21 protein-coding genes and 2 pseudogenes are annotated in these 24,122 nt (G+C 66.9%); 11 read left to right on the plus strand and 12 right to left on the minus strand.

All coding sequences use genetic code 11. The features are described 5' to 3' along the window. Nucleotides 1-22 precede the first annotated feature (22 nt). Together ilvA and G6N07_RS11145 are read right to left on the minus strand one after the other, a co-directional pair. Nucleotides 23-1,303, minus strand: coding sequence for a threonine ammonia-lyase IlvA (gene ilvA / locus G6N07_RS11140; RefSeq protein ID WP_085187744.1), 1,281 nt, complete (start codon nt 1,301-1,303; stop codon nt 23-25). Nucleotides 1,304-1,346: 43 nt separating this feature from the next. Next, a complete protein-coding gene (locus G6N07_RS11145; protein ID WP_085187741.1) occupies nt 1,347-1,784 on the minus strand; it encodes a nitroreductase family deazaflavin-dependent oxidoreductase in 438 nt (145 codons plus the stop codon). Nucleotides 1,785-1,870: 86 nt separating this feature from the next. Here G6N07_RS11145 and G6N07_RS11150 point away from each other — a divergent pair, with 86 nt between their 5' ends. Further along, a complete protein-coding gene (locus tag G6N07_RS11150) occupies nt 1,871-2,101 on the plus strand; it encodes a hypothetical protein (protein ID WP_085187738.1) in 231 nt (76 codons plus the stop codon). Here G6N07_RS11150 and G6N07_RS11155 read toward each other — a convergent pair. The 5 genes and pseudogenes from G6N07_RS11155 to lspA all read right to left on the minus strand — a co-directional run bounded on the left by G6N07_RS11155 (nt 2,098) and on the right by lspA (nt 8,671). Beyond that, nucleotides 2,098-2,468, minus strand: a pseudogene (locus G6N07_RS11155) (SRPBCC family protein). The gene G6N07_RS11150 and the pseudogene G6N07_RS11155 overlap by 4 nt on opposite strands. A gap of 138 nt (nt 2,469-2,606) precedes the next feature. Next, nucleotides 2,607-6,158, minus strand: a complete 3,552-nt coding sequence (gene dnaE, locus G6N07_RS11160; protein WP_085187735.1) for a DNA polymerase III subunit alpha — start codon at nt 6,156-6,158, stop codon at nt 2,607-2,609. 12 nt (nt 6,159-6,170) lie between these two features. After that, nucleotides 6,171-6,746 (minus strand): TetR/AcrR family transcriptional regulator, encoded by a 576-nt coding sequence (locus G6N07_RS11165; RefSeq protein ID WP_235849509.1) that lies wholly within the window; start codon nt 6,744-6,746, stop codon nt 6,171-6,173. 378 nt (nt 6,747-7,124) lie between these two features. Beyond that, nucleotides 7,125-8,039, minus strand: a complete 915-nt coding sequence (locus G6N07_RS11170) for an RluA family pseudouridine synthase (RefSeq protein ID WP_179959979.1) — start codon at nt 8,037-8,039, stop codon at nt 7,125-7,127. Between the two features lie 14 nt (nt 8,040-8,053). Further along, a complete protein-coding gene (gene lspA / locus G6N07_RS11175) occupies nt 8,054-8,671 on the minus strand; it encodes a signal peptidase II (RefSeq protein WP_099050113.1) in 618 nt (205 codons plus the stop codon). A gap of 84 nt (nt 8,672-8,755) precedes the next feature. Here lspA and G6N07_RS11180 point away from each other — a divergent pair, with 84 nt between their 5' ends. After that, on the plus strand, nt 8,756-9,688 hold the full coding sequence (locus tag G6N07_RS11180; protein ID WP_085187725.1) for an asparaginase: 933 nt from the start codon (nt 8,756-8,758) through the stop codon (nt 9,686-9,688). A gap of 86 nt (nt 9,689-9,774) precedes the next feature. On the opposite strand, the gene G6N07_RS11185 is transcribed toward G6N07_RS11180, so the two are convergent. Beyond that, nucleotides 9,775-11,142 (minus strand): DNA polymerase IV, encoded by a 1,368-nt coding sequence (locus tag G6N07_RS11185; protein ID WP_085187723.1) that lies wholly within the window; start codon nt 11,140-11,142, stop codon nt 9,775-9,777. Between the two features lie 36 nt (nt 11,143-11,178). On the opposite strand from G6N07_RS11185, the gene G6N07_RS11190 reads away from it, so the two are divergent. Next, complete coding sequence (locus tag G6N07_RS11190; RefSeq protein ID WP_085187721.1) at nt 11,179-11,397, plus strand: RNA-binding S4 domain-containing protein; 219 nt, start codon at nt 11,179-11,181, stop codon at nt 11,395-11,397. A 3-nt stretch (nt 11,398-11,400) separates the two neighbouring features. On the opposite strand, the gene ileS is transcribed toward G6N07_RS11190, so the two are convergent. Then, nucleotides 11,401-14,538 carry an isoleucine--tRNA ligase gene (gene ileS / locus G6N07_RS11195; protein WP_085187718.1) on the minus strand — a complete coding sequence of 1,046 codons (3,138 nt, stop codon included), beginning with the start codon at nt 14,536-14,538 and terminating at the stop codon, nt 11,401-11,403. Nucleotides 14,539-14,791: 253 nt separating this feature from the next. Beyond that, on the minus strand, nt 14,792-15,442 hold the full coding sequence (locus G6N07_RS11200; RefSeq protein WP_085187943.1) for a hypothetical protein: 651 nt from the start codon (nt 15,440-15,442) through the stop codon (nt 14,792-14,794). Nucleotides 15,443-15,610: 168 nt separating this feature from the next. On the opposite strand from G6N07_RS11200, the pseudogene G6N07_RS11205 reads away from it, so the two are divergent. The 8 genes and pseudogenes from G6N07_RS11205 (at nt 15,611) to G6N07_RS20365 (ending at nt 21,922) form a co-directional block, all read left to right on the plus strand. After that, a pseudogene (locus G6N07_RS11205) lies at nt 15,611-15,994 on the plus strand (XRE family transcriptional regulator). A gap of 45 nt (nt 15,995-16,039) precedes the next feature. After that, nucleotides 16,040-16,573, plus strand: coding sequence for a hypothetical protein (locus G6N07_RS11210; protein ID WP_085187715.1), 534 nt, complete (start codon nt 16,040-16,042; stop codon nt 16,571-16,573). Between the two features lie 177 nt (nt 16,574-16,750). Beyond that, nucleotides 16,751-18,490: an AMP-binding protein gene (locus G6N07_RS11215; RefSeq protein ID WP_085187713.1), complete on the plus strand. Its 1,740-nt coding sequence runs from the start codon at nt 16,751-16,753 to the stop codon at nt 18,488-18,490. A 43-nt stretch (nt 18,491-18,533) separates the two neighbouring features. Beyond that, nucleotides 18,534-19,466 carry an efflux ABC transporter ATPase subunit, DrrA-related gene (locus G6N07_RS11220; protein ID WP_085187709.1) on the plus strand — a complete coding sequence of 311 codons (933 nt, stop codon included), beginning with the start codon at nt 18,534-18,536 and terminating at the stop codon, nt 19,464-19,466. Beyond that, nucleotides 19,463-20,200 (plus strand): ABC transporter permease, encoded by a 738-nt coding sequence (locus G6N07_RS11225; protein WP_085187706.1) that lies wholly within the window; start codon nt 19,463-19,465, stop codon nt 20,198-20,200. The genes G6N07_RS11220 and G6N07_RS11225 overlap by 4 nt, the downstream gene beginning before the upstream one ends. After that, nucleotides 20,197-20,991, plus strand: a complete 795-nt coding sequence (locus tag G6N07_RS11230) for an ABC transporter permease (RefSeq protein WP_085187703.1) — start codon at nt 20,197-20,199, stop codon at nt 20,989-20,991. The genes G6N07_RS11225 and G6N07_RS11230 overlap by 4 nt, the downstream gene beginning before the upstream one ends. A gap of 167 nt (nt 20,992-21,158) precedes the next feature. Continuing rightward, the gene (locus tag G6N07_RS11235) at nt 21,159-21,383 is read left to right on the plus strand and encodes a hypothetical protein (RefSeq protein WP_235849508.1); all 225 of its coding nucleotides are present in this window, start codon (nt 21,159-21,161) and stop codon (nt 21,381-21,383) included. Nucleotides 21,384-21,574: 191 nt separating this feature from the next. Beyond that, nucleotides 21,575-21,922 carry a hypothetical protein gene (locus G6N07_RS20365; protein ID WP_235849507.1) on the plus strand — a complete coding sequence of 116 codons (348 nt, stop codon included), beginning with the start codon at nt 21,575-21,577 and terminating at the stop codon, nt 21,920-21,922. 316 nt (nt 21,923-22,238) lie between these two features. Here G6N07_RS20365 and G6N07_RS11245 read toward each other — a convergent pair whose 3' ends face one another. After that, nucleotides 22,239-23,174 (minus strand): glycosyltransferase family 2 protein, encoded by a 936-nt coding sequence (locus G6N07_RS11245; RefSeq protein WP_085187700.1) that lies wholly within the window; start codon nt 23,172-23,174, stop codon nt 22,239-22,241. Nucleotides 23,175-23,229: 55 nt separating this feature from the next. Continuing rightward, nucleotides 23,230-24,087 (minus strand): glycosyltransferase family 2 protein, encoded by an 858-nt coding sequence (locus G6N07_RS11250; RefSeq protein ID WP_235849506.1) that lies wholly within the window; start codon nt 24,085-24,087, stop codon nt 23,230-23,232. Nucleotides 24,088-24,122 lie beyond the last annotated feature (35 nt).

Here is a 24,122-nt window from a genome sequence, read left to right on the forward strand (position 1 = left end):
CACAACCTCACGTCCAGCCCACTCAGAGCAGGTAGCGGTAGGCCGGCGAACCGGGCTCCAGCGCCTCGACGTGCATGTCGGAGTCACGCATACGGCTGAATAGCCCGTCGAAGTCGGCGGCTGAGCCGAGTTCGATCCCGACGAGCGCCTCCCCCGTCTCCCGGTTGTTGCGCTTGACGTACTCGAACAGCGTGATGTCGTCGTTCGGACCCAGCACCTCGTCGAGGAACCGGCGCAACGCACCCGGCTCCTGCGGGAAGTCGACCAGAAAGTAGTGCTTGAGGCCAAGGTGCACCAGCGAGCGCTCGAGGATCTCACCGTACCTGGACACGTCGTTGTTGCCGCCGGAGATCAGGCAGACCACCGTCGAACCCGGGTCGACGGTCGTCTCGAGCAGTCCGGCCACCGACAGTGCGCCCGCGGGCTCGGCGATGATGCCCTCGTTCTGGTACAGGTCCAGCATCGCGGTACAGACCGCGCCCTCGTCGACGGTGGTCAGCGACACCATGTCGCCGGCAGCCTGCAGCGCGGCGAACGGAAGACGCCCGGCGCGGTTGACCGCCGCACCGTCGACGAACTGGTCGACGTGGTCCAGGGTCACCGGCTCACCGGCACTCAGCGCCGCGATCATCGACGCCGCACCGGCCGGCTCGACGCCCAGCACGGCGGTGCCGGTCGTACGTTCGGCCAGATAGGTCGTGATGCCGGCGATGCAGCCACCGCCACCGACCGGAACGATCACCAGATCCGGTTCGTCGTCGAGGTCCTCGAGGATCTCGGCGGCGATGGTGCCCTGCCCCGCCATGGTCCGCACGTCGTCGTAGGGGGGAACGAGGGTGGCGCCGGTGCGGGCGACGTCGTCGATCGCGGCCGCGGCCGCCAGATCGTAGGTGGTCCCGACGGTGATCAACTCGATGAACTCGCGGCCGTGATAGCGGATGCGGTCGCGCTTCTGCTTCGGCGTCTTCGCCGGGACGTACACCCGGCCCTTGATGCCCATCGTCCGGCACGCCATGGCGAAGCCCTGCGCGTGGTTGCCCGCCGACGAGCACACCACACCAGCAGCGATCTCCTCGTCGGTGAGCTGGGCGAGCAGGTTGAACGCACCGCGCAGCTTGTAGGACCGCACCGCCTGCAGATCTTCGCGCTTGAGGTAGATGTCGGCGCCGGTGACCTCCGACAGGCGCTCCGAGTACTGCAGCGGCGTGCGAACGACGACGTCGAGAATCCGCTGAGCCGCCTCGTCGATGTCGGCCGCGGTGATCGGCGACGTACGGGGGGTTTGGCTCAGTTCAGCGGACACCGGTCAATGGTGCCACTGCCGCGTTTCGGGCGTGAATCGGGTTTCACTCGACCGGGGTGAGGACGAAGACCGGGATCTCCCGCTCGGTCTTCTTCTGGTAGTCGGCGTAATCGGGAAAGGCCTCGACCGCCCGCTCCCACCATTCGGCCTTCTCCTGACCGAACACCTCGCGCGCGTCGTACTCCTTGGTGACGGTCTTGTCCTGCAGCTCGACCCGCGGGTTCTTCTTGATGTTGTAGTACCAGACCGGATGCTTCGGGGCGCCACCGAGCGATGCCACCACGGCATACTCGCCCTGGTGCTCGACCCGCATCAACGGCGTTTTGCGCAGCTTGCCGGTCTTGGCGCCGACCGTGGTGAGCAGGATGATCGGTCGGCCGTTGAGTTCGGTGCCCTCGGTGCCTCCCGACTCCATGAACTTCTCGGCCTGTTCGCGCGCCCAGCCCATGGTGCTGGGTTCGTATTCTCCGGTGAGTGGCATGAAAGCAGTTTAGGCGGGGTACGGAAAATCGTCCTGATCCGGAGTTTCGGGTAGCCGAAACGATTCTTTAGAGGTATCGTGACGATGTGACCATGGCCGGAAACTTCCGATCGACCGTCGCTCGCGCGGCGTGCGACGTGAGCGTCGCCGGGGTCCCATGGCCCGCCTACAAGGTGATCGCGCTGTTCGTCGGGATTCTCGTATTCGTGCTCGCGGGCGTGGCGACGACGACTGCCGCGACCGCGGTGCTGTCGGGTGCCGCAGCCGCCACGGTCAGTTGGGTGGCGTTCGGCATCGTGTACTCGAGCCGCCGCTAATCCTCGACGAGAGCGCGCAGCGCCTCCAGATCGGCCGCCACCGCCGCCGCGTCCTCCTCGAACTGTTCCTCGGTCATGTCGTCACGTCGCCGCAGGCTGAACACCACCTCGCAACGCTGCTCCCCGGGCCGGCGGGCACCACCCGCAACGAGTTGTAAACCGCATCCCCGGACAGCATCCGCACCACGTGGTCGAGCACGCCGAATTCGTTGGCCGGCGAGAACTCCACGACCACCTCACCCATCGGCGAGTCAGCCACCCAGCCGCGGGGACTGTGTCGCAACCCGCTCCGCGCCAGCCCGGCTGCCCACACCGCGATGTGCCGGGAAACCTCGGTGTCGCCGTCCATCACGCCGTCCTCAACCATCGAGATTTCTCGCTTCGCACGAGCCCGATTCGTCAGGGCTGCAACGGGCAGCTGCAGACCACGCCCGGGACACCGGGGGCCGGGCGGCCGGGTCACCGATCCACCGCCGCGGATTCGCCCAATTCGGGAAGCGCGCCGTCAGCCGCCGAGGCAGCCAGGTCCCAGCAGCGCCTTGAGGTCCCCCATCAGAGCCGACGACGGGGTCACCCGCAAGGACTGGTCGAGTTCAAGGGTCGTGATCCGTTCCCCGCTGATCAGCCGCAGGTGCACCTGAGACGTGCCGGGATGGTTGGCCAGCACCTGCTTGAGCGCGGTGACCTTGTCGACCGTGCACTGCCGGGTGGGCAGGCTGACCGCCAGCGGCCGATGGGTCTGCGCGCTGGAGAAGTCGGGCACCACGAGTTCGTGGGCGATCAGCGCGATGCGGTCGTCGCGGGCGGCCACCTTCGCCTTGATCAGAACCACCGCGTCGTCGGCGATCTCCGCGCCGAACACCGAGTATGTCTGCGGGAAGAACAGCACCTCGATACCGCCGGTGAGGTCCTCCAATTGCGCTGACGCCCAGGGCAGTCCGTTCTTGTTCACCCGGCGGTTGACCGAGGCGAGGATGCCGCCGACGAGCACCTGCGCGTCGTTGGCCACGTCACCGTCGAGGATGGCGGGGATCTGCGTGTCCACCTGGTTGGCCAGCAGGTGCGCCACCCCGTTGAGGGGATGTCCGGACACGTACAGACCGAGCATCTCCCGCTCGAGCGCGAGTTTGTGTTTGTCCTCCCACTCCTCGTCGGGCACCTTGATGCTGAACACGGAGTCCGTCGCAGTGTCGGCGCCGCCGAACAGGTCGAACTGACCCATCGCCTCGGCCTTCTTGGTGCCCAGCACCGAGTCGACGGCATCGGAGTGGATCAGGAACAGGCCCTTACGGGGATGGCCGAGCGAATCGAACGCGCCCGCCTTGATCAGCGACTCCGTCACCTTCTTGTTGCACGCCGCGATGTCGATCTTGTTCAGGTAGTCCGAGAAGTCGGCGTACTTGCCCTTCTCGGTTCGGGTGTTCGCCAGCGAGGCAACCACATTCGCGCCCACATTGCGTACCGCACCGAGGCCGAAACGGATGTCGTTGCCGACGGAGGCGAAGTTCTGCACCGACTCGTTGACATCGGGCGGCAGCACCGTGATGCCGAGCCTGCGGCAGTCCGCCAGATACACTGCGGCCTTGTCCTTGTCGTCGCCGACGGAGGTGAGCAGCCCGGCCATGTACTCGGCCGGGTAGTTGGCCTTCAGGTAGGCCGTCCAGTACGACACCAGGCCGTAGCCTGCGGCGTGCGATTTGTTGAAGGCGTAGCCGGCGAACGGAAGGATGGTGTCCCACAGCGCCTTCACCGCCGCCTCGGAGAATCCGTTGGCGGTCATGCCCTCGCGGAAACCCTTGTACTCGGCCTCGAGCACCTCGAGCTTCTTCTTGCCCATGGCCTTACGCAGGGCGTCGGCCTTTCCCATGGTGTACGAGGCGACCTTCTGGGCGATGAACATGATCTGCTCTTGGTAGACGATCAGGCCGTACGTCTCGGCCAGGATCTCCTTGAGCGGCTCTTCGAGTTCGGGGTGAATGGGCTTGATCGGCTGACGGCCGTTCTTGCGGTCGGCGTAGTCGTTGTGGGCGTTCATGCCCATCGGGCCGGGCCGGTACAGCGCCAGCACGGCGACGATGTCGTTGAACTCGGTGGGTTGCATGCGGCGCAGCAAGTCGCGCATCGGCCCGCCGTCGAGCTGGAACACGCCGAGGGTGTCTCCGCGGCCGAGGAGTTCGTAGGCCTTCCGATCGTCGAGCGCCAGCGATTCGAGGTCCAGGTCGATACCGCGGTTGACCTTGATGTTCTCGATGCAGTCGCCGATGATCGTCAGGTTCCGCAAGCCGAGGAAGTCCATCTTCAGCAGGCCGATGGCCTCACACGACGGATAGTCCCACCCGGTGATCACCGCGCCGTCCTGCGGGCGGCGCCACAGCGGGATCGCGTCGATCAGCGGCTCGGAGCTCATGATCACCGCGCACGCGTGCACACCGGCGTTGCGGACCAGACCCTCGAGGCCGCGGGCGGTCTCGTAGATGGTCCGCACGTCGGGATCGGTGTCGATCAGAGCGCGGACCTCGGCGGCCTCCTTGTACCGCTCGTGCGTGGGGTCGGTGATGCCCGACACCGGGATGTCCTTGGCCATGATCGGCGGCGGAAGCGCCTTGGTGATCCGGTCGGCGATCGCGAAGCCCGGCTGGCCGTAGTGGACCCGCGCCGAATCCTTCAGCGCGGCTTTGGTCTTGATGGTGCCGAACGTGATGACCTGGGCGACGCGGTCGCTGCCCCACTTGTTGGCCGCGTACCGCAGCATCTCGCCGCGGCGACGGTCGTCGAAGTCGATGTCGATGTCGGGAGCCGACGGGCGCTCCGGATTGAGGAAGCGTTCGAACAGCAGACCGTGCGGGATCGGGTCGATGTTGGTGATACCGAGCGCGTAGGCCACCAGCGAGCCGGCGGCCGAACCGCGCCCGGGCCCGACGCGTATGTCGACCGACTTCGCATAGTTGATGAGGTCTGCGACGATGAGGAAGTAGGACGGGAAGCCCTTGTCGCAGATCACCTTGATCTCGTACTGGGCTCGCTCGATGTAGTCCGGCCCCACCGATCCCGGGAACCGTCGTTCCAAGCCGGCCATCACCTCGTGATGCAGCCAAGACGCTTGATCGTGGCCCTCGGGGACGGGGAAGGTCGGCATCCGATCGCGCGGCGCCCATACGTCGGCATAGGACTGCACGCGGTCGGCGATCAGCAGCGTCGAATCGCAGGCGCCGGGCACCTGCGCATCCCACAGCGCGCGCATCTCCGCCGCCGACTTCAGGTAGTAACCGTCGCCGTCGAATTTGAAGCGAGTGGGGTCCGACAGCGTCTTACCGGTCTGGATGCACAGCAGTGCCTCGTGGTTCTGCGAGGCGTCGCGGGTCACGTAGTGACAGTCGTTGGTCGCCAGCGGCGGGATACCCAGCTTCTGCCCGATCTCGAGCAGGCCTTCGCGCACCCGGCGTTCGATGTCGAGGCCGTGGTCCATCAACTCGAGGAAGAAGTTCTGCGGCCCGAAGATCTCCCGCCACTTGGCGGCCGCCTCCAGCGCTTCCCGCTGGTGTCCCAGCCGCAGGCGGGTCTGCACCTCGCCCGAAGGGCAGCCCGTGGTGGCGATGATGCCCTCGGCGTGTTCGGCGATGATCTCGGCGTCCATCCGCGACCACTTGCCGAGTTGACCCTCGAACGAGGCGAGGGACGATAGCTTGAACAGGTTGCGCAGACCGGTGGCGTTCTCGGCGACCATCGTCATGTGGGTGTAGGAGCCGTTGCCGGAGACGTCGTCGGATTTCTGGCTCGGATCACCCCAGAGGACCCGCTTGGTGTCGAACCGCGAGGCCGGTGCGATGTACGCCTCGATCCCGATGATGGGTTTGATGCCGGCGTCGGTAGCCGCGTAGTAGAACTCACTGGCGCCGAACATGTTTCCGTGATCGGTCATGCCGATCGCGGGCATCTCCAGCCGTTGGGCCTCCGCGAGCATCGGCTTGACCTTGGCGGCGCCGTCCAGCATCGAGTACTCGGTGTGGTTATGCAGGTGGACAAAAGACCCCGAGGACCGCATATCGGAAGCACTCATAGGGTCGCCAGTCTAGGACCGCTTTCCGACACCCTTCGGCGTGTCGCGATGCGTGTCTCCGCCTCGCCCGGCGGGTCCCATCCCGGGCTGCGCAGGGACCAGGCCATGGGCGAACAGTTCGATCAGTTGCATGGCAATCGACCCCAGGTCCGCGGGACCGTCGGTGAAACCGGAATAGAACGCCATCCCGTAGAGGATGACGTGGAGCAGGTCGCAGACACCTTCGAGGTCGGTGTCCTCGTCGAGTTCTCCCCGGCGGATCGCGTCCGAGACCACCCGCACCAGGAACGCCCGGACCGGCGAATCGCTGAACGCCCGCAACTCAGCATTGCGCTGCGGTTCGAGGCGTGCGCTGATCAGGGACGGCACGATCGACGGATCCCGAGCGTCTATCCGGTGCACCTCGGCGACGAAAGCCGCCAACCGGTCGAGTAACCGGTCCTGCTGCAGCGAGAGCTCGACACAGTCGATGACGACCTCGCGCACCTCCGTGATGATGCCTTCGTAGACCTCTTGGCGGGTGGCGAAGTAGTAGTGCAGTGTCGGCCGGCTCAGACCAGTGCGTTCGGCGATGGCCTGAAAGGTCATTCCGGAGTGCCGCGCTCGATCAGGACCACGCGCCCGGCGCGGACGATCTGCCTACGGGTTTCCGCGGAATCGGCCCCGACCGGACGCCCCCGGGCGCGCGCCGCCGCCCTGGCCCGCCCCTTCCCGTCCACGTAGCAAACGCTATGACATAGCTCTACAGCAGGCAAACACTCGTCCGGCAAACGATCGAGCGGTTTCCGCGGTCGGCGTTGCCCAAGCTTGTCGACAGTTCAGCATTTGCTGGTGGATGACGTACCCGCAGCGGGACAGCGTTTGCCACCTCCGCCACGTGTTTGCTAGCTGCGCCACGTGAGAGTGGGTGGCCGGGTGGAAGTCGACCCACGATGCCGTAGCGCAGGCCGTCGCGGCGGGTATCGGTCACCGCGCGTGTCGACGCAGGACGTCGAGGGCGTGCTGCAGATCGGCCGGATAGGGGCTGGTGATCTCGACCCGGCGACCGTCGGCTGGATGCGCGAACGCCAGCGAGCGGGCGTGTAGCCACTGGCGGTCGAGCCCCAGGCGACGGGCCAGGGTCGGATCGGCGCCGTAGGTCAGGTCGCCGCAGCACGGATGGTGCAGCGCGGCGAAGTGGACTCTGATCTGGTGTGTGCGGCCGGTTTCGAGTTCGATGTCGAGCAGGCTCGCCGCCTGGAATGCCTCTAGTGTGTCGTAGTGGGTGACGCTGTGCCTACCGCCCTCGGTGACGGCGAACTTCCAGTCGTGGCCCCGGTGCCGCCCGATCGGAGCGTCGATCGTGCCGCTGCTTGGGTCGGGGTGGCCCTGCACCAACGCGTGGTATCGCTTCTCGACGGTGCGCTCCTTGAACGCCCGCTTGAGCACCGTGTAGGCGCGTTCGGACAGCGCCACCACCATGACGCCCGAGGTCCCGACGTCTAGGCGGTGCACGATGCCCTGACGTTCGTGGATCCCCGAGGTGCTGATCCGGAAGCCGGCCGCGGCGAGTCCGCCGAGCACGGTGGGTCCGTGCCATCCGACGGTCGCGTGGGCGGCCACCCCGGGGGGTTTGTCGACGGCCACGATGTCGTCGTCGGAGTACAGCACCGCCATTCCCTCGATCTCGACCGGGGTGTTCTCCACCGCGGCCGGCGCCTCCGGCAGCCGCACCTCGAGCCATGCGCCGGCGGTGAGCCGGTCCGACTTACCCGCAGGCGCGCCGTCGATGTCGACCCCGCCGTCCTCGGCGATCGCCGCCGCCGCGGTCCGGGACAGCCCGAGTAGCCGCGACAGGCCGGCGTCGACCCGCATTCCGCCCAGCCCCTCCGGCACGGGCATCGACCGTATGGACACTATGACGGGTCGGCCTCGACGCGGGCCGCCGGTTCGGACCGGCGCCGGCCCACGGTGTCGAAGTCGAAGCCGAACAGCGACAACACCACCAACAGGATCGCCCCGCCGACCACCGACGGGTCGGCGACGTTGAACACCGGCCACCATCCGATGGAGAGGAAGTCGACGACGTGGCCGCGCAGCGGTCCGGGCGACCGGAAGAAGCGGTCGATCAGGTTGCCCATCGCGCCCCCGAGGATCAGGCCGAGGCCGAGCGCCCACCACGGCGACACCAGCCGTCGGCCCATCCAGATGATCCCGATCACCACACCGGTCGCGACCAACGTGAGCACCCAGGTGTACCCGGTGGCCATCGAGAAGGCTGCGCCGGAGTTGCGGACCAGCGTCCAGGTCACCGTGTCACCGATGATCGACACCGGTTGACCGGGCGTCAGCAGCCGCACTGCGAGGACCTTCGTCACGATGTCGAGCATGAGCACCACCGCCGCGACCGACAGCAGCAATCCGAGGCGTCGCCGCGGCCGGGGTACCGGGTCGACACCGGCGTCCGGCGGCTCCACTGCGTCGGTCGTGGGCTTCAGCTCGTCCGATGCCTTGCCCGATGTCTCGTCAGTCACCACATCATTGTCCCAAACGACTGATACGGGGTCCCAAACGACTGATACGGGGTCCCAAACGACTGATACGGGACAATTCCGTACGTGAGCCTCGTCGTGATCACCACCGGCGGCACGATCGCCACCAGCACCGACACCGACGGTGTGCGCCGGCCGACTCGCCGCGGCGCCGAGCTGACCGCCGGCGTGGGCGCGTCGGCCGCCGACGTGGAAGTCGTCGACGTGCTCAACAAGGACAGCTCCGAACTCAGCCCTGCCGACTGGGACCGCATCCGTGACGCGGTGCGGGAGACCGGGGCCCACGGCGTCGTCGTCACCCACGGCACCGACACCATGGAGGAGACGGCGCTGTGGCTCGAACTCACCTACGACGGCACCGCCCCGGTGGTGCTGACCGGTGCCCAGCGCGGCGCCGACGCCCCCGACGCCGACGGCCCGGCCAACCTGCGCGACGCGCTGACGGTCGCCGGCCACGCCGACGCCCGCGGTCTCGGCGTGCTCGTCGGTTTCGCCGGCGCCGTCCGCCAGCCGCTCGGCGTGCGCAAGGTGGCGACCGACGACCTGGACGGATTCGACGGAGCGGTGGTCGGGCGGGTGGCCGACGGCGAGTTCACCGTCACCGGGCCCAAACGACGCCCCTATCTCGGCGCCCTGTCGGCGGAGCGCGCACCGCGGGTGGACATCGTCACCACCTACCCGGGCGGTGACGCTGTCGCCCTGCACGCCTGCGCGGGCGCGGGCGCGCGAGCGGTCGTGCTCGAGGCGCTGGGTACCGGCAACGCCGGCCAACCGGTGATCGACGGGGTACGCCGGCTCTGCGCCGACGGGGTGGTGGTGGCGGTGTCCACCCGGGTGCCGGGCGGGCGGGTCCGCCCGGTCTACGGGCCCGGCCGCGACCTCGCCGACGCCGGCGCGCTCATGGTGCCGACGCTGCGGCCAGCACAGGCCCGGGTGCTGCTGATGGCCGCGCTCGCGGCGGACATACCGGCCGCCGACGTACTCGCCGAATGGGGTTGAGGGCGTGACACCGTGGGGACCATGGATCTGCGCACACGAGCAGGTCGCGGAGCCGCCGAGCGGCCGCGGTGTCACCGTTTCCGCCCCTATGGCAGCCTCTGGTAGTCATCCAAGCGCCGGACGTACTCCGGCCAGTCGAGGCTGTCCACCGGATTCGCCCGCACGACATCCGGCACGTGCTCGGGGAACGTGCGGGCCAACCCGCGCCCGGTGCTGCGCGTCTCGAACCGGATGGTCATGACGCCGTGGCCGGCTCCCTGGATCCAGCCGTGCCCCAGTTCCGGATGCGCGACGTCGTCGCCGACCCGCCACGCCGGCGGCACGGCGGCCGCCTGGCTCACCGACAGCGGCACCGCCGGACGGGCGGCGGGTTCGTCCTCCACGAGTTCGAGGCCCGGGAACAGCGACTCCTGACGAACCTCCGACAGGCCCGAAAAGCCCACGCCGACAAGGCGGATCGGGCCGATCTCCACGGGGTCGATCAGCAGGCGGCGGGCAGTGGCGCTCAACGTCGCCGCGTCGGTGGTCGCCGACGGCAGGGTGGCCGACCGGGTCAGCGTGCTCATGTCCCACTTCTTCAACTTCACGGTGACGGTGCGGGCCCCGCGCCCGTCCTTCTCCAGCCGCCGGTGGGCGTGTTCGGCGATCGGTCCGACCGCCTCGCGGACCTGATCCAGGGTGACGAGGTCCTGCGGGAAGGTGGATTCGGCGCTGATCTGCTTGGCCTCGCTCCGTTCGGCGACGGGCCGGTCGTCGATGCCGCGGGCGAGGCGGTGCAGGGCCGGACCTACCGTGGCACCGAGGATGTCGGCGACCTCGGCCTCCGAGAGCGCCGCGAGCTGACCGATGGTCTCGATGCCGAGGCGGTGCAGTCTGTCCTCGGCGACGGGCCCGATCCCCCACAACTTACGCACCGCCAATCCGCCGAGCAGATGACGCTCGTCGCCGCGGGGAACCACCCGGATGCCGTCCGGTTTGGCCAGCCCGGAGGCGATCTTGGCGATCTGCTTACCCGAGCCTGCGCCGACCGAGGCTACCAGCCCGGTCTCGTGCAGTACCCGCGCGCGCAACCGCTCGCAGAACATCTCCACGTCGGCCGCCGACGCGCCGGCCAACTCCTGCGGTTCGCCGAACGCCTCGTCGAACGACAGCTGCTCGAGCACCGGGACAACCGTCCGCACGGTGTCGAACACGCGGCGACTCGCTACGCCGTACACCACGCCCCGCGGCGGCAGCACCACCGCAGAGGCGCCGACCAGGCGGCGGGCCTGGTGCATCGGCATCGCCGAATGCGCGCCGTGCACCCTGGCCTCGTAACTGGCGCCGGCCACCACACCGCGTCCGCCGAGACCGCCGACCAGCACCGGCCGGCCCCGCAGGGTGGGCCGGGTCAACTGCTCGACCGACGCGAAGAACGCGTCCATGTCCAGGTGCAGGACCCAGCGCGCGTCCACATCTGCCGATGCTAGGGCGTTGTTAGCCTGACCTCCATGGCGGCGCGCGAGGTTCCGATCGGTGACGAGACGATCCGTCTCGGGCAGTTCCTCAAACTTGCCTCGCTGATCGACAGCGGGGCGGACGCCAAATCGGCGATCGCCGACGGGCATGTCACCGTAAACGGCGACATAGAGGTTCGCCGGGGACGGCAACTGCATCCAGGTGACACCGTGACGCTGGGCGAGGAGTCCGCGCGCGTCACGCGCGGCTGACCGTCAGGCCTTCGTGATCGCCACCCGCACCCCGTCGCCGATCTCCGCGCCGTCGGTGGGCTCGCCGAATTCGAACGCAGTCGCCAGGATTTCTCCGGCGATCAGGTCACGGTGAGTGCGCGCCCACTCCTCGTGCGCCGGTGGCACCGACATCACCACGCTGATCCGGTCCGAGACCTCGAGACCGCTCGACTTGCGCAGTTCCTGCAGTTCGCGGATGCGGTCCTTGGCCCAGCCCTCCGCTTCGAGCTCCGGTGTCACGGTGCCGTCGAGCACCACCAGACCGGCGCCGTCGGGCAGCGCCGCGGTGAAGTCGGCGTCGGCGGCCACCAGCCGGGAGGTGTACTCACCGGGCTGGAGCACCGCGGGGCCGGCGGTCAGCGTGCCGTCAGCGTTGACCACACCCTCCCCTGCCTTGACCGCCTTGATCGCCGCCTGCACGTCCTTACCCAGGCGTGGACCGGCGACGCGGGCGTTCACCGTGAGCTCGAAGCGGCCGTAGGTGTCGATGTCGTCGGTCAGCTCGACCGCCTTGACGTTCAACTCGTCGGCGATCAGATCGGCGAAGGGCGCCAGCTGAGATGGGTCATCGACGGCGACAATCAGTTTCGGCAGCGGTAGCCGGACCCGCAGCTTCTTGGCTTTGCGCAGCGACGACGCAGTCGAGCACACCGAGCGGACCTGGTCCATCGCGGCGACCAACGCCGCGTCCTTCGGCAGTTCGTCAGCCGACGGCCAGTCGGTCAGGTGCACCGAACGCTCACCGGTGACCCCGCGCCAGATCACCTCGGTGATCAACGGCAGCAGCGGCGCGGCCAGTCGTCCGGTCACCTCGAGCACGGTGTGCAACGTGTCGATCGCGTCCGCATCCTCCTCCCAGAACCGCGAACGCGAGCGCCGCACATACCAGTTGGTCAGCGCCTCGGTGAACTGCCGCAGTTCTTCGCATGCACCCGAGATGTCGCAGACATCCAGTGACTCGGTGAGGTCGTCACGCAGGTGCGCCAGCTTCGCGACGATGTACCGGTCGAGCACATGGGTGGAGTCCGTGCGCCAGGTTCCCTTCTGTGGCGCATACAACGCCAGGAAGGTGTACGCGTTCCACAACGGCAGCAGCACCTGCCGCACACCCTCACGGATGCCCTGTTCGGTGACCACCAGGTTGCCGCCGCGCAGGATCGGCGAGGCCATCAGGAACCAGCGCATCGCATCCGAGCCGTCACGGTCGAACACCTCGGTGACGTCGGGATAGTTGCGCAGCGACTTGCTCATCTTCTGGCCGTCGTTACCGAGCACGATGCCATGCGCCACACAGGTTTTGAAAGCCGGTCGGTCGAACAGCGCGGTCGCCAGCACGTGCAGGGTGTAGAACCAGCCGCGGGTCTGGCCGATGTACTCGACGATGAAGTCACCGGGGAAATGCGGGTCCTGCCCCTCCCGGCCGTCGAACCAGTCCCGGTTTTCGAACGGATAGTGCACCTGCGCGTAGGGCATCGACCCGGAGTCGAACCACACGTCGAGCACGTCCTCGATGCGGCGCATCGTCGAGCGCCCGGTGGGGTCATCGGGGTTGGGCCGGGTCAACTCGTCGATGAACGGCCGGTGCAGGTTGGTCGGCCGCACCCCGAAATCCCGTTCGAGTTCGTCGAGGCTGCCGTAGACGTCGATCCGCGGGTATTGCGGATTGTCTGACGTCCACACCGGGATCGGCGTGCCCCAGTACCTGTTTCGCGAGATCGACCAGTCCCGGGCGCCCTGCAGCCACTTGCCGAACTGACCGTCCTTGACGTGTTGGGGATACCAGGTGATCTCCTGGTTGAGTTCCACCATGCGGTCGCGGAAGTCGGTGACCTTGACGAACCACGACGACACGGCCCGGTAGATCAGCGGATTGCGGCAGCGCCAGCAGTGCGGGTAGGAGTGCTCGTAGGTCTCGTGCCGAACCAGGACGGCACCGTTCGCCCCGGCGGATCCGGTCCCGTTCTTCAGGTCGCGGATGATCTGTGGGTTGGCGTCGAAGACGTGCTGCCCCCGGTAGTCCGGCACGCTTGCGTCGAACCTGCCCTTGGGATCGACCGGGGTGACCGGGGTGATGCCGACGGTGTCGGTGGTCGCCTTGTCGTCCTCGCCGTACGCCGGTGCCATGTGGACGATGCCGGTGCCGTCCTCGGTGGTGACGAAGTCGCCGCGCAGCACCTGCCAGGCGTTGTGCGCCTCGGGCTCGTCGGTGAAGTACGGGAACGGCGGCAGGTAGCGGGTGCCGAGCAGTTCGCTGCCCGTGACGGTGGCCAGCACCTGGGGTTGCTCGCCGAGTTCGCGGGCGTAGGCGGCCAACCGGGCCTCAGCCAGGACATAGCGGCGCCCCTCCCCGGCGCAGACCTGTACGTAGGTCACGTCCGGGTTGACCGCGACCGCCTGATTCGACGGCAGCGTCCACGGTGTCGTCGTCCACACCAGCAAGTGCGATCCGGCCAGCGGGCCGTCGACCACCCGGAAGCCGACGGTGATCGCGGGGTCCTGTCTGCTCTGGTAGACGTCGTCGTCCATCCTCAGCTCGTGGCTCGACAGCGGCGTCTCGTCGTTCCAGCAGTACGGCAACACCCGCACACCCTGGTACGCCAGGCCCTTGTCCCACAGTTGCTTGAACGCCCAGATCACCGACTCCATGAAGCCGAGATCCAGCGTCTTGTAGTCGTTGTCGAAGTCGACCCAGCGCGCCTGGCGGGTGACGTAGGTGCGCCACTCGTCGGTGTATCTGAGCACCGAGGCGCGGCAGGCGTCGTTGAACTTCTCGATGCCCATGGCGTCGATGTCGGCCTTGTCGGTGATGCCGAGCTGGCGCTGCACCTCGAGTTCGGCGGGCAGGCCGTGGGTGTCCCAGCCGAAGCGGCGTTCCACCTTGTAGCCGCGCATGGTGCGGTAGCGCGGGATGATGTCCTTGACGTACCCGGTCAGCAGGTGTCCGTAGTGCGGCAGCCCGTTGGCGAACGGAGGCCCGTCGTAGAAAACGTACTCGGGCGCCTCGTCGCGCCGCGCGATGCTGGCACGGAAGGTGTCGTCGCTGTCCCAGTAACGCAGGACGTCGGCTTCCAGTTCGGGGAAGTTCGGCGCTCCACTGGCCGGTTTGGGGTAGGCGGTCACTCGCGTTGTCTCCTGTGCCAAATTGCGGCCTCCGGCCTCGGAAGCCTGAAACGATCCGGCACGGGGACGACGTCACGCCGATGCGTGAGCGCCGCGGTACCACCCCGCTTGCGCACTACGGTGTGCGCCGCTTGATTCGAGGCTGTGACGGGCCAACCCGTCCGGGTCTAGTGGGCCACCTACGAGGTGACGGTTCTTCCGGAGGCTCCCCGGTGATGGCCGGATCAGTGCCGCTGAACAGCCATTCTAGCGGTTACGCCCACGGCGTCGCTTCGGAGGTCAGCGCGATGAGCGCCAGCGGGAACTGTTCGGCCAGTTCCTGGACGGTGGCGCCGTCGAACCGCTGGCTGTCGAACCACCAATCCACCTGCATCACCCCACGGTCACGATAGGCGCGGATCTCCAGTGCGTGTCCGAGTAGCGGTGGCTCGGTGCCGCGGGCCGGCGTGGTGCCGACGTAGTTGAAGAACACGTCGGCGGTGGGCGCGTGGCCACCGATGAAGCCGGCAAGGCGGCCGGTCGACACATCGGTCAGCGCATGATGCGCCATGAGCACCATCTCGGTGGCGTCGAGTTCCGCCTCACCGACGCAGTGCAGATCGACCAGTGCAGGCACCGAGCGGCCGTCCCCGACGACGTCGACGGCGCCGACACCCTCGCCCATGGTGCGCGCGAGGGCGCGCCCCAACGCAGCGAGCAGCAGTTCGTCGGCCGCCACCCCGAGCGCGAACGCGGCCCCGTCCAGTTCGAGGGTCAGCACCGTGTCGAGCGGCGCCGACAGGTGAACCGGGTTGCCGGGATGCGAGCCGAGGGGTGCGTCACGGTCGGTGACCCGCATCCGCAGGGCAGATACCGCGACGTCCGTCGCGAACCCGCGCCGTTTAGCCAGGCGGGGAGCAACCATGAGGGACACGCTACGCGGTGTGTCCCAGGATTGGGAGACCACTGCCGACAGGTGACAGCCGTGTCAATATAGGTACGTGTCAATAATATAGGTACGTGTCAATATAGGTATGGGAATGCAAGGGGCGGTTGCCACTGGGTTTTCCGGAACGGCATCTATCGTGGACGAATGCCACGCACCGACGAGAACGGCAGACAGCTCAAAGCGTTGCTCGACCATTTGCTCGACGGCGACGTGGACGCCAAAGCAGTCTACGACGCTCTGGGCTTCTCCAGCAGTACGTATTACCGCCGGATCAAAGAGTAAACTATCCCGACGCTGAGGAGCTACAACTATCCCGACGCTGAGGAGCTACGACGCGTCGCCGACCGGTTCGCGCTGAGCTATCCGGACCTTCAAATCAGGTTCGGCCTGATGACCCGTCAGGAAGTGTGACACTACGTCGAGTCGGCCCCGTTCACCGTGACCACGGTTGCCGAAGCTGCGCCGACGACACGACGCAGGCCAAAACTGTCGGAATTGGCGCCGCGTCCCGGCGCTCCACCGCTGTAGTCCGTACCATTTGCTGACGGCCTTTCGGCACGAGAGCGACTCCCGATGACACTCGCGTTACTCATTGCCACCACGGTTTGCGCTATGGCGTGGAGTCTGTGGATCCGCCGAATCACGTGGAATTCTCGCTGGGAGGTTGCCGCCACCCTCAACATCGCGTTGCAGCTTGGCGCTGTGGTGCTGATGTCGCCGCTTGCCTCCGAAACCCTCGGACACCTGCTTCGCGAACTCACCGGCAAGTCGAACCTCGAGGACTACATCGCCCACGACCTCTACATCGTGGCCGCCTCAGCGGTCGTCTACAACGCGCTGGACCGCCTCCAGGACGACCACGCCATGCTCGTCCTGCGCAAGGATCCGAGGTCGCGGCGCATCGCGGACATCTACTTGGTGGCGTCGGCGAGCGGCATCATCGCCTGCGCGATCCGCATCGCCACCGCCTACGTGCCGTGGCTGCTGGCGGTCGAGGGCGGAACCCTGGTGTGGATCTTCGCCTGCCTGTGCGGCGCCGGCTTTGCTCTCGCCTCCGCACACTCATGGCGGGTCAAGACCAGGTGGTTCACCGGCGCACGTCCTTGATGGCGACGACGCCAGCAATCAGATCCGGGCATTTCCGAAGGTAGGCAGGCCAAGCCGGTCAGCTCATCAGGAACACGCTCGGCGCATTTCGCCGTCGTCGGCGAATGCGCGTTTTGGGCATTGGGTGCCTTATGCTCGAAAGGATTGTTCGCTACGGCAAGGATGAAGGTCCCCGCTATGACTGCGTCTTCACTTCCCACCGTGCTGCGGGAACGCGCAAGTCTGCAGCCCAACGACACGGCATTCACGTTTATCGATTACGAGAAGACCGTCGAAGGCGTCCGCGAGTCGCTCACGTGGGCGCAACTGTACCGCCGCACGGTGAACCTCGCGCATGACCTCAGCGAACGCGCGCAGCCCGGTGACCGGGCCGTGATCGTCGCACCGCAGGGACTCGACTACCTGGTCGCGTTCCTTGGCTCGTTGCAGGCGGGGCTTATCGCGGTGCCGCTGTCCACACCCATGCCCGGCGTGCACGACGAGCGGATCAGCGCGGTGTTGCGCGACGCCGCCCCCACCGTCGTGCTCACCACGTCCTCGATCGGCGCAATGGTCACCGAGTATGTGACGCCGGAGAACGGCGAGACCGCGGCGACGCTGATCGAGGTCGACCTGCTCGACCTCGAGAGCCGGCCGAAGTCGGCGGCGCGCCCGGTGGACCGACCGCAGACCGCCTACCTGCAGTACACCTCGGGCTCCACGCGCACCCCGGCGGGCGTGATGGTGTCCTACCGCAATCTGTCGGCCAACTTCGAGCAGATCATGGCCTCGTTCCTGGCCCACTACGGCGGGATCGCTCCGCCCGGAACCACGGCGGTGACGTGGCTGCCCTTTTATCACGACATGGGGCTGCTGCTCGGGGTATTCGCCCCTATCCTCGCCGGCTGGCCGACGGTGTTCACCACCCCGCTGTCGTTCCTGGCCCGACCGGGGCGGTGGATGCAGATGGTGGCCAGCAGCCCGCTCGCCATCACCGCGGGTCCGAACTTCGCCTTCGAACTCGCCGTGGGCAAGACCTCCGACGACGACATGGCCGGGTACGACCTCGGCAACACCTGCATCATCATCAGCGGCAGCGAGCGGGTGCACGACGCGACCCTGAAGCGTTTCGCGCAGCGTTTCGGCAAGTTCAACCTGCCCGAGGAGGTGCTGCGCCCAGCCTACGGGCTGGCCGAGGCGACGCTCTACGTGGCGACGGATGCCCCCGAAAAGCCGCCGACGATCGTGCATTTCGAACCCGAGAAGCTGTCGGCCGGGCATGCTAAGCGTTGCGCGAGCGCGACCGGCACCCCGCTGGTGAGTTACGGCAGCCCCAACTCACCCGCGGTCCGGATCGTCGACCCGCAGACCAGGAACGAGTTGTCAGCCGGCGCGATCGGCGAGATCTGGGTGCGCGGGGAGAACGTGTGCCTCGGGTACTGGCGGAAACCCGAACAGACCGAGGACGTCTTCAACGCATTCCTCGAGTCCCCGTCGTCGGGTACCGACCCGGGGCCGTGGCTGCGTACCGGTGACCTGGGCTTCATCTCCGAAGGTGAGTTGTTCATCATGGGACGGCTCAAGGACCTGCTGATCGTGCGCGGCCGCAACCACTATCCCGACGACATCGAAGGCACGATCCAGGAGATCTCCGGCGGCCGGGTCGCCGCCATCTCCGTCGAACAGGACCGGACCGAACAACTGGTCGCCATCGTGGAGGTCAAGAAGCGCGGGGACACCGAGGAGGACGCCGCCGCGAACTTCGCAGACCTAAAGAACAGGGTGACCAGCGCGGTCTCCACCGCCCACGGGATCAGCGCCGCCGACCTGGTACTCGTCCCCCGCGGCTCGATCCCGATCACCACCAGCGGCAAGGTGCGCCGCGCCTCCTGCGCCGAGCTCTACCGCGAGGGCGCCTTCACCCGCCTCGACGCATGACAGCCACACACCAACCGGTCCACTTCCCGTATGGGGAGCTCCCGTGATCGAGGTCATCAACGTCGCGAAGACGTTCGGCGGGGGTGTTCCGGCTCTGCGTGATGTCAGCTTCTCCGTCCCGACGGGGTCGGTTTGCGCGCTGTTAGGGCACAACGGCGCCGGTAAGACGACGACGGTCAGAATCCTGTCGACATTGCTGCGGCCGAGTTCGGGTCAGGCGATCGTCGCTGGTTACGACGTGTCGCAGGCACCGGCGGAGGTGCGTCGTCGAATCGGCGTCACCGGACAGGACGCTGCCTTGGATTCCCGGCTCACCGGGCGCGAGAACCTCATCCTGTTCGGACGGCTGCGGGGTCTACGCCGCTCAGACGCCCGGGCCCGCGCCGATGAGCTGGTCGACCAATTCGACATGGCGGATGCAGCCGACCGACGAGTCAACACCTACTCCGGCGGTATGCGTCGCCGAATCGACATCGCGGTGTCGCTCGTGGTCCCGCCGAAGGTCCTCTTCCTCGATGAGCCGACGACCGGCCTCGATCCCCGCAGCCGACGCGACGTCTGGAACCTGGTCTCATCGATGGCGGCCCAGGACATCACCGTGCTGCTGACGACGCAGTACCTCGAAGAGGCCGACATCCTCAGCGATTCGGTGGTGATCCTAAATGCCGGGAGGATCGTCGCCAGCGGCACCGCCGATGAACTCAAGCAGCAAACCGGTGTCAGCTATTGCCAGATGACCGCGAGAAGTCCTGAGGAGGTGCCCCGCATCGCCGCGGCGCTGGCCGACTTCGCCGAGGTGGAGGTCGATTCCGGCACCAGCAGTGTCTCCGTACCCGCGGCGCACGGCGTGGCGACCCTCTCCGAAGTGTTCAGACGGCTCAGTGACCTGGACATCGAGTTGCTCGACATCTCACTTCGCCGACCGTCACTCGATGAGGTGTTCCTCCATCTGACCACCCCGGCGTCGTTGAAGTGACGGCAATCGCGCTCCTGACGCGCCGCACACTGCTGCGCGGTCGAGTGGATCTGGTGTTCGCGGTGCTCATGCCGATCTTCGTGTTGGCGGGCCTGACGCTCCTGCTGCGCGATGTCATCACAACCGGCCAGATGAGCTACACGCAATACGTGTTGCCGGCGGTGGTCGTTCAGGCGATGTTGTTCGGTGCGCTGACCACAACCGATCGGGCAGCGTGGGACGCGATCAGCGGCCTGAGCACGCGGATGCGCACATTGCCGATCTCGCCTTATGCGATGTTGACGGCGAGGATGGTTTACTGCCTGATCCGCGGCGGGCTGGCGGTGTTGGCGTCGGTTCTGGCCGCGTACTGTTTCGGATTCCGCTTCACCACCGGGTACGGCTACGGTGCCGCGTTCGTCTTGATGGCGTTGACGCTGACCTTGGGGTTGTCGCTCGGTGCGGACGCGACCGGCACGAAGGCCGCCCGGACCGAGGTGGCCAGCCAACTGCTTCTGGTCCCCCAACTGCTTCTCGTCCTGTTGTCGACCGGGCTGGCGCCGCTCGACGCGTTCCCCTCGTGGCTCCAGGGCTTCGTGCTCTACCAGCCGGTCTCACAGATCACCGAGGCGATGCGCGGTTTCACCATCGGTCAGGTCGAGCCGGGCACCCTCGGGGTCAGCGTGGCATGGTGCATCGGTCTGCTGGTGGTGTTGGGCACGATCGCCGTCCGGGTGCAGGGACGGACACCGTGACCTCCACGTCGGAACACCAGCACTCGCTGCTGACCGAGAGTTGGGTCTTCGCCAGCCGGCTTTTCATCCAGTGGCGTCGCTACCCGATGGTGCCGCTGCAGGCCTTGCTGTTTCCAACCTTGTTGCTGGTCATCTACGGCGCGCTGGTGGGCAAGTCGATGGTTCGCATCACCGGTAGTAGCGGGTTGAACGAGCTGATCCCGGTGTGCACGCTGGCCGGGGCCATGGCGGGCGCTGTCGGCGCCGGCCTCATGGTGCCCTGGGACCGCGACAGCGGTCTGCTCACCCGCATGTGGATCATGCCGGTGCACCGGACGGCACCGTTGACCGGTGCGCTGCTTGCCGAAGCCCTGCGCACGTTCGTGGCATCGGCGGTCGTCGTCGTGGCCGGATATGTGATGGGCTTCCGGTTCTCCGGGGGCTGGCCGGAGCTGCTCGGATATCTGCTGATCCCGGTCATCGTGGTGGTCGTCTTCGCGATGGTGGTGATCACCCTCGCTCTGCGGCCACAGGGCCGGATCATTCTGACGTGGGTCCAGACGATCTCTGTGGGTTTGGCGTTCGGGACGCTCGCGCCCCCTGAAAGAGTTCCGGCTGTCCTGCGGCCGCTGGCGGAATTACAGCCCCTCGCAGCGCCCGCCGCGACCATGCGTGCGCTGGCCGCTGGAGGCGACGTGACACGCCCGATGCTGCTGACGGCGTTGTGGGCCACCGTCATCGCGGCCGTGTTCGTACCGCTCACCGTCCGGGGATATCGGAGCGCGGTCGAGGGCGGCAAGGTGGACAGCTGAGAGGCTCCGGAAGCTGAGTTGCATATCTTTGGTTGCGCCCGTGGGGACGTCCGCGGGTTGTACGGTCGCTTTGTCCCGCGGTTGGCGACGGCCACCATCCACGAATCAGGGCATCGATGAGGCACACCAGTAAACGCACGATACGGATAGTTTTCACTGTCACGTTCGTGTGGAACGCGTACAAGAACGAGAATTTCACGTCCGCCCCAGAGGCGGTGGCGTGGCTGAAGTCGCGGATCGGCGATCGCTTCCCCGGTGAAGCCGTTTCGTGGCTCGACATCGTATGGCAGAAGGCGACCTACGAGGCGGCTGATGAATCCGCGATCGAGTATGAACCGTCGTACACCGTTCGGCGATGCTCATCACCACGTATGGCATCACCTACAGCTTGAGCAAGGTCGACCACACCATTCTGCTCGGCTGGTTCCCCTGGTGCTTGCCTTCGCCAACTGGGGCGACCGCTTCCCGATCGACGCGTTGAGAAGCGGCAACCCTCGCAACTACAGCAATGGCCGTTACGCCTACTGGGCCTCCTGATCGGGTGGGGTTTCTTCACCGCCGCGCTGACGAAGCTCCTGACGGGGTGGCTCTCGTTCGGCAGCCAAGCCGCACGCGGATATTCCGTGCTCGGCTTCCTGACGCAGGACAGAACGAACTGGTTGGCGGGTGGGTCGCTGCGCACGACTACCGGCCCGCGTGGGAACTCGCCGACTGGTTGACCGTCGCATTCGAATTGGCCATCCTGCTCGCACTGCCGTGGTGGCGCGCCTTTCGTACCACGCTGGCCATCGCGACAACAGTCTTTCACCTGGGCGTGCATCTGGTGATGAACATGACGTTCAGTCACGCCGTCACCGCCTATGGGGCCTTCGTGTCGTGGTGGCACCCTCGCGCGCGGATGGGTGAGCTGCGATCTGGAGACCGGTCGTGAGGTAGTTCGACCGGGCACGACGGCCGGCCACGGGAAAGTTGGGTATTCCCTGCTGTTTTAGCTCGCGGTAGTGCCCTGCGTCGGCACATGGTCGCTGATGCTGAGCGGGGGAAGTCGCTGGCCCTCCGAAGCACGAACTGTGTTTCGCCGACGCGACGGCGACGTGTCGCGGCCCCTTGGGCGTCGCGATGACGGCCGTGACCCGGTGGCGCAAAAGGGCGCCGGCACCGGCGGATCCGCCGCGGACCACGGTGGTTCTGCTGATCCGTCCACGCCGTGATCGACGTGCGCCGGCCTCGCCCCGCGCCCGGGTCTCTCAGGCGGAGTCCAGATCGGGAGCCACGTCGAAGTACGCCGGCATCTCGAACTGCGAACTGTTCAACTTCGCCGAGAAGTAGCCGTACTGGAATGCCACACCGACCAGGGCCGTGGCTGCCAGTTCGGCCGGCGGTCGCCGTAGTTCGGCTCGCAGCGTCGCCCAGGCCTCCATCGGCGAATGCCGCCGTGGTGAGGCGTCGCCCAGGCTGGCGTCGTCGTCATTGCGGTGCACCCAGCGCATGTAGGCGTTGCTGTGCCCGTAACGCTTCCATTGGCTTGCCAGGTCCCGCATCGAGTTCCGCGGCTCCCACTCCATCAGTACACGGGTGTCGGTGGCGATCGTGCCCAGTGACTGCTCCTGGATGCGCCAACAGATGTCGGTGTCGCCGCCGCCGCGCATCGATCTGAACCCGCCCACCGTGGCGAAGGCAACCCTGTCCATCCCGAGATTGGCGGTCGGATAGTAGTCGGGCCGAGGTGGCACCATGCCGATGGTCGCCTTCATCGCCCCGCCGCCGCGCGGAAGCATGAACGGTTGCATGCCGGCGGCCAGTTTCGCAGCGAGCGTGGGCCCGGACAACGTACGAACGTTGGTGCATGACAAGGCGACTCCCGGCTGACGCTGAAGCGTGCGATGCGCCTCGAGTAGGCCGGGAAGGGGCCGGCACCGGGCGTCGGTGAACAACAGGATGTCAGCGGTCGATCTGCTTGCCGCGACTTGACGCGCATAGTAGGGGCCACGACTGTCCTTCAACGCCACCACACCGGCCCCGAGCGAGCGCGCCACCGCTGCGGTGTCGTCGCCAGATGCGTCGTCGACGACAGTGATCCAATCGCCGTCTGCTGTTTGGGCGAGCAACGGCCGGAGTAACTTCGGCAGGTGGTCAGCCATGTCACGCACCGGGATGATGACCTCGATCGTCGGCTCAGCCATCGATCAACCTCCTTGAAGGACAGTTCAACCGGAGCGCGCCAAGCGCATGAAAGGCTCAACGCGACAGCATCTTCACCTCTTCAACCAGCATGCCGAGTGCGAAGGCCACCCGCATCACCGTCGGACGCCGCCACCGCCGCAGCCGGCCCACGGTGGTCCAGGCGGTGAACCACAGTAGGGCATGCACGGCCGCAACAGCTGCCATGGGCAGCGACACCATCGACGGCTTGAACCTGGTGGCGAGAAGGATCTCGCCGCGGCCGAAGTTGAAGTGCTGGTGGAAGGCCGCCGACAGGTCGGTGTGCTGACGCTTGTCGACGACGGCATCGGCCACCAGCGTCATCCGATGCCCGTTGCGGGACGTGCGGGTGAAAAAGTCGATCTCGTCGGCGCCGCCCATCAAGTTTTCGTCGAAGCCGCCCACCGCATCGAACGCCGCCCGGGTGAACCCGCAGTTCGTGCCATTCGCGTAGGCACAACCGGTCATCCGCGATGAGTACAGCTGCGATTCTGTGGCCAGCACCGTGCCGTCCTCGAGTTTGCGGTGCAGTGAGCCGCCGGCTGTGTGAGCACCGTTCTGGAATGCCCGCCAGTAGGCGTCGACCCATCCGGGATGCACGACGTCGTCGGCGTCGGTCAACAGGATGACCCGACCTTTCGCGGCTCCAGCGCCCACGTTGCGCGCCACGTTGACGCCTACGCCTCGGGAGGCGTCCACCACACGCACCCGTGGATCGCGCTCCGCAAGCCTCTGTGCGACTTGCGCCGTGTCATCTGTCGATCCGTTGTCGGCGACGACCACCTCGAAGGTCGCGTCCGATTCCTGGGCGAGCAACGCCTCGATCTGCCGGCTGAGGAACGGGCCGCCGTTGCGCACGGGGATGACCACGCTGACATCGACCGAATCCCCCACGGGCTGTGACGATAACTCATGGTCCCGAATGCTCA

The organism is Mycolicibacterium doricum, from assembly GCF_010728155.1.
GTDB lineage: Bacteria > Actinomycetota > Actinomycetes > Mycobacteriales > Mycobacteriaceae > Mycobacterium > Mycobacterium doricum.

What these genes read in the sequence shown, in the direction of transcription:
- G6N07_RS11145 (WP_085187741.1), bottom strand. Translation starts at nt 1,784, where the DNA reads ATGCCACTCACCGGAGAATACGAACCCAGCACCATGGGCTGGGCGCGC.
- G6N07_RS11170 (WP_179959979.1), bottom strand. Translation starts at nt 8,039, where the DNA reads ATGCCCGTGCCGGAGGGGCTGGGCGGAATGCGGGTCGACGCCGGCCTG.
- G6N07_RS11245 (WP_085187700.1), bottom strand. Translation starts at nt 23,174, where the DNA reads ATGGCTGAGCCGACGATCGAGGTCATCATCCCGGTGCGTGACATGGCT.
- G6N07_RS11190 (WP_085187721.1), top strand. Translation starts at nt 11,179, where the DNA reads ATGGCGGCGCGCGAGGTTCCGATCGGTGACGAGACGATCCGTCTCGGG.
- G6N07_RS11210 (WP_085187715.1), top strand. Translation starts at nt 16,040, where the DNA reads ATGACACTCGCGTTACTCATTGCCACCACGGTTTGCGCTATGGCGTGG.
- G6N07_RS11165 (WP_235849509.1), bottom strand. Translation starts at nt 6,746, where the DNA reads ATGACCTTTCAGGCCATCGCCGAACGCACTGGTCTGAGCCGGCCGACA.
- G6N07_RS11215 (WP_085187713.1), top strand. Translation starts at nt 16,751, where the DNA reads ATGACTGCGTCTTCACTTCCCACCGTGCTGCGGGAACGCGCAAGTCTG.
- dnaE (WP_085187735.1), bottom strand. Translation starts at nt 6,158, where the DNA reads ATGAGTGCTTCCGATATGCGGTCCTCGGGGTCTTTTGTCCACCTGCAT.
- G6N07_RS11200 (WP_085187943.1), bottom strand. Translation starts at nt 15,442, where the DNA reads ATGGTTGCTCCCCGCCTGGCTAAACGGCGCGGGTTCGCGACGGACGTC.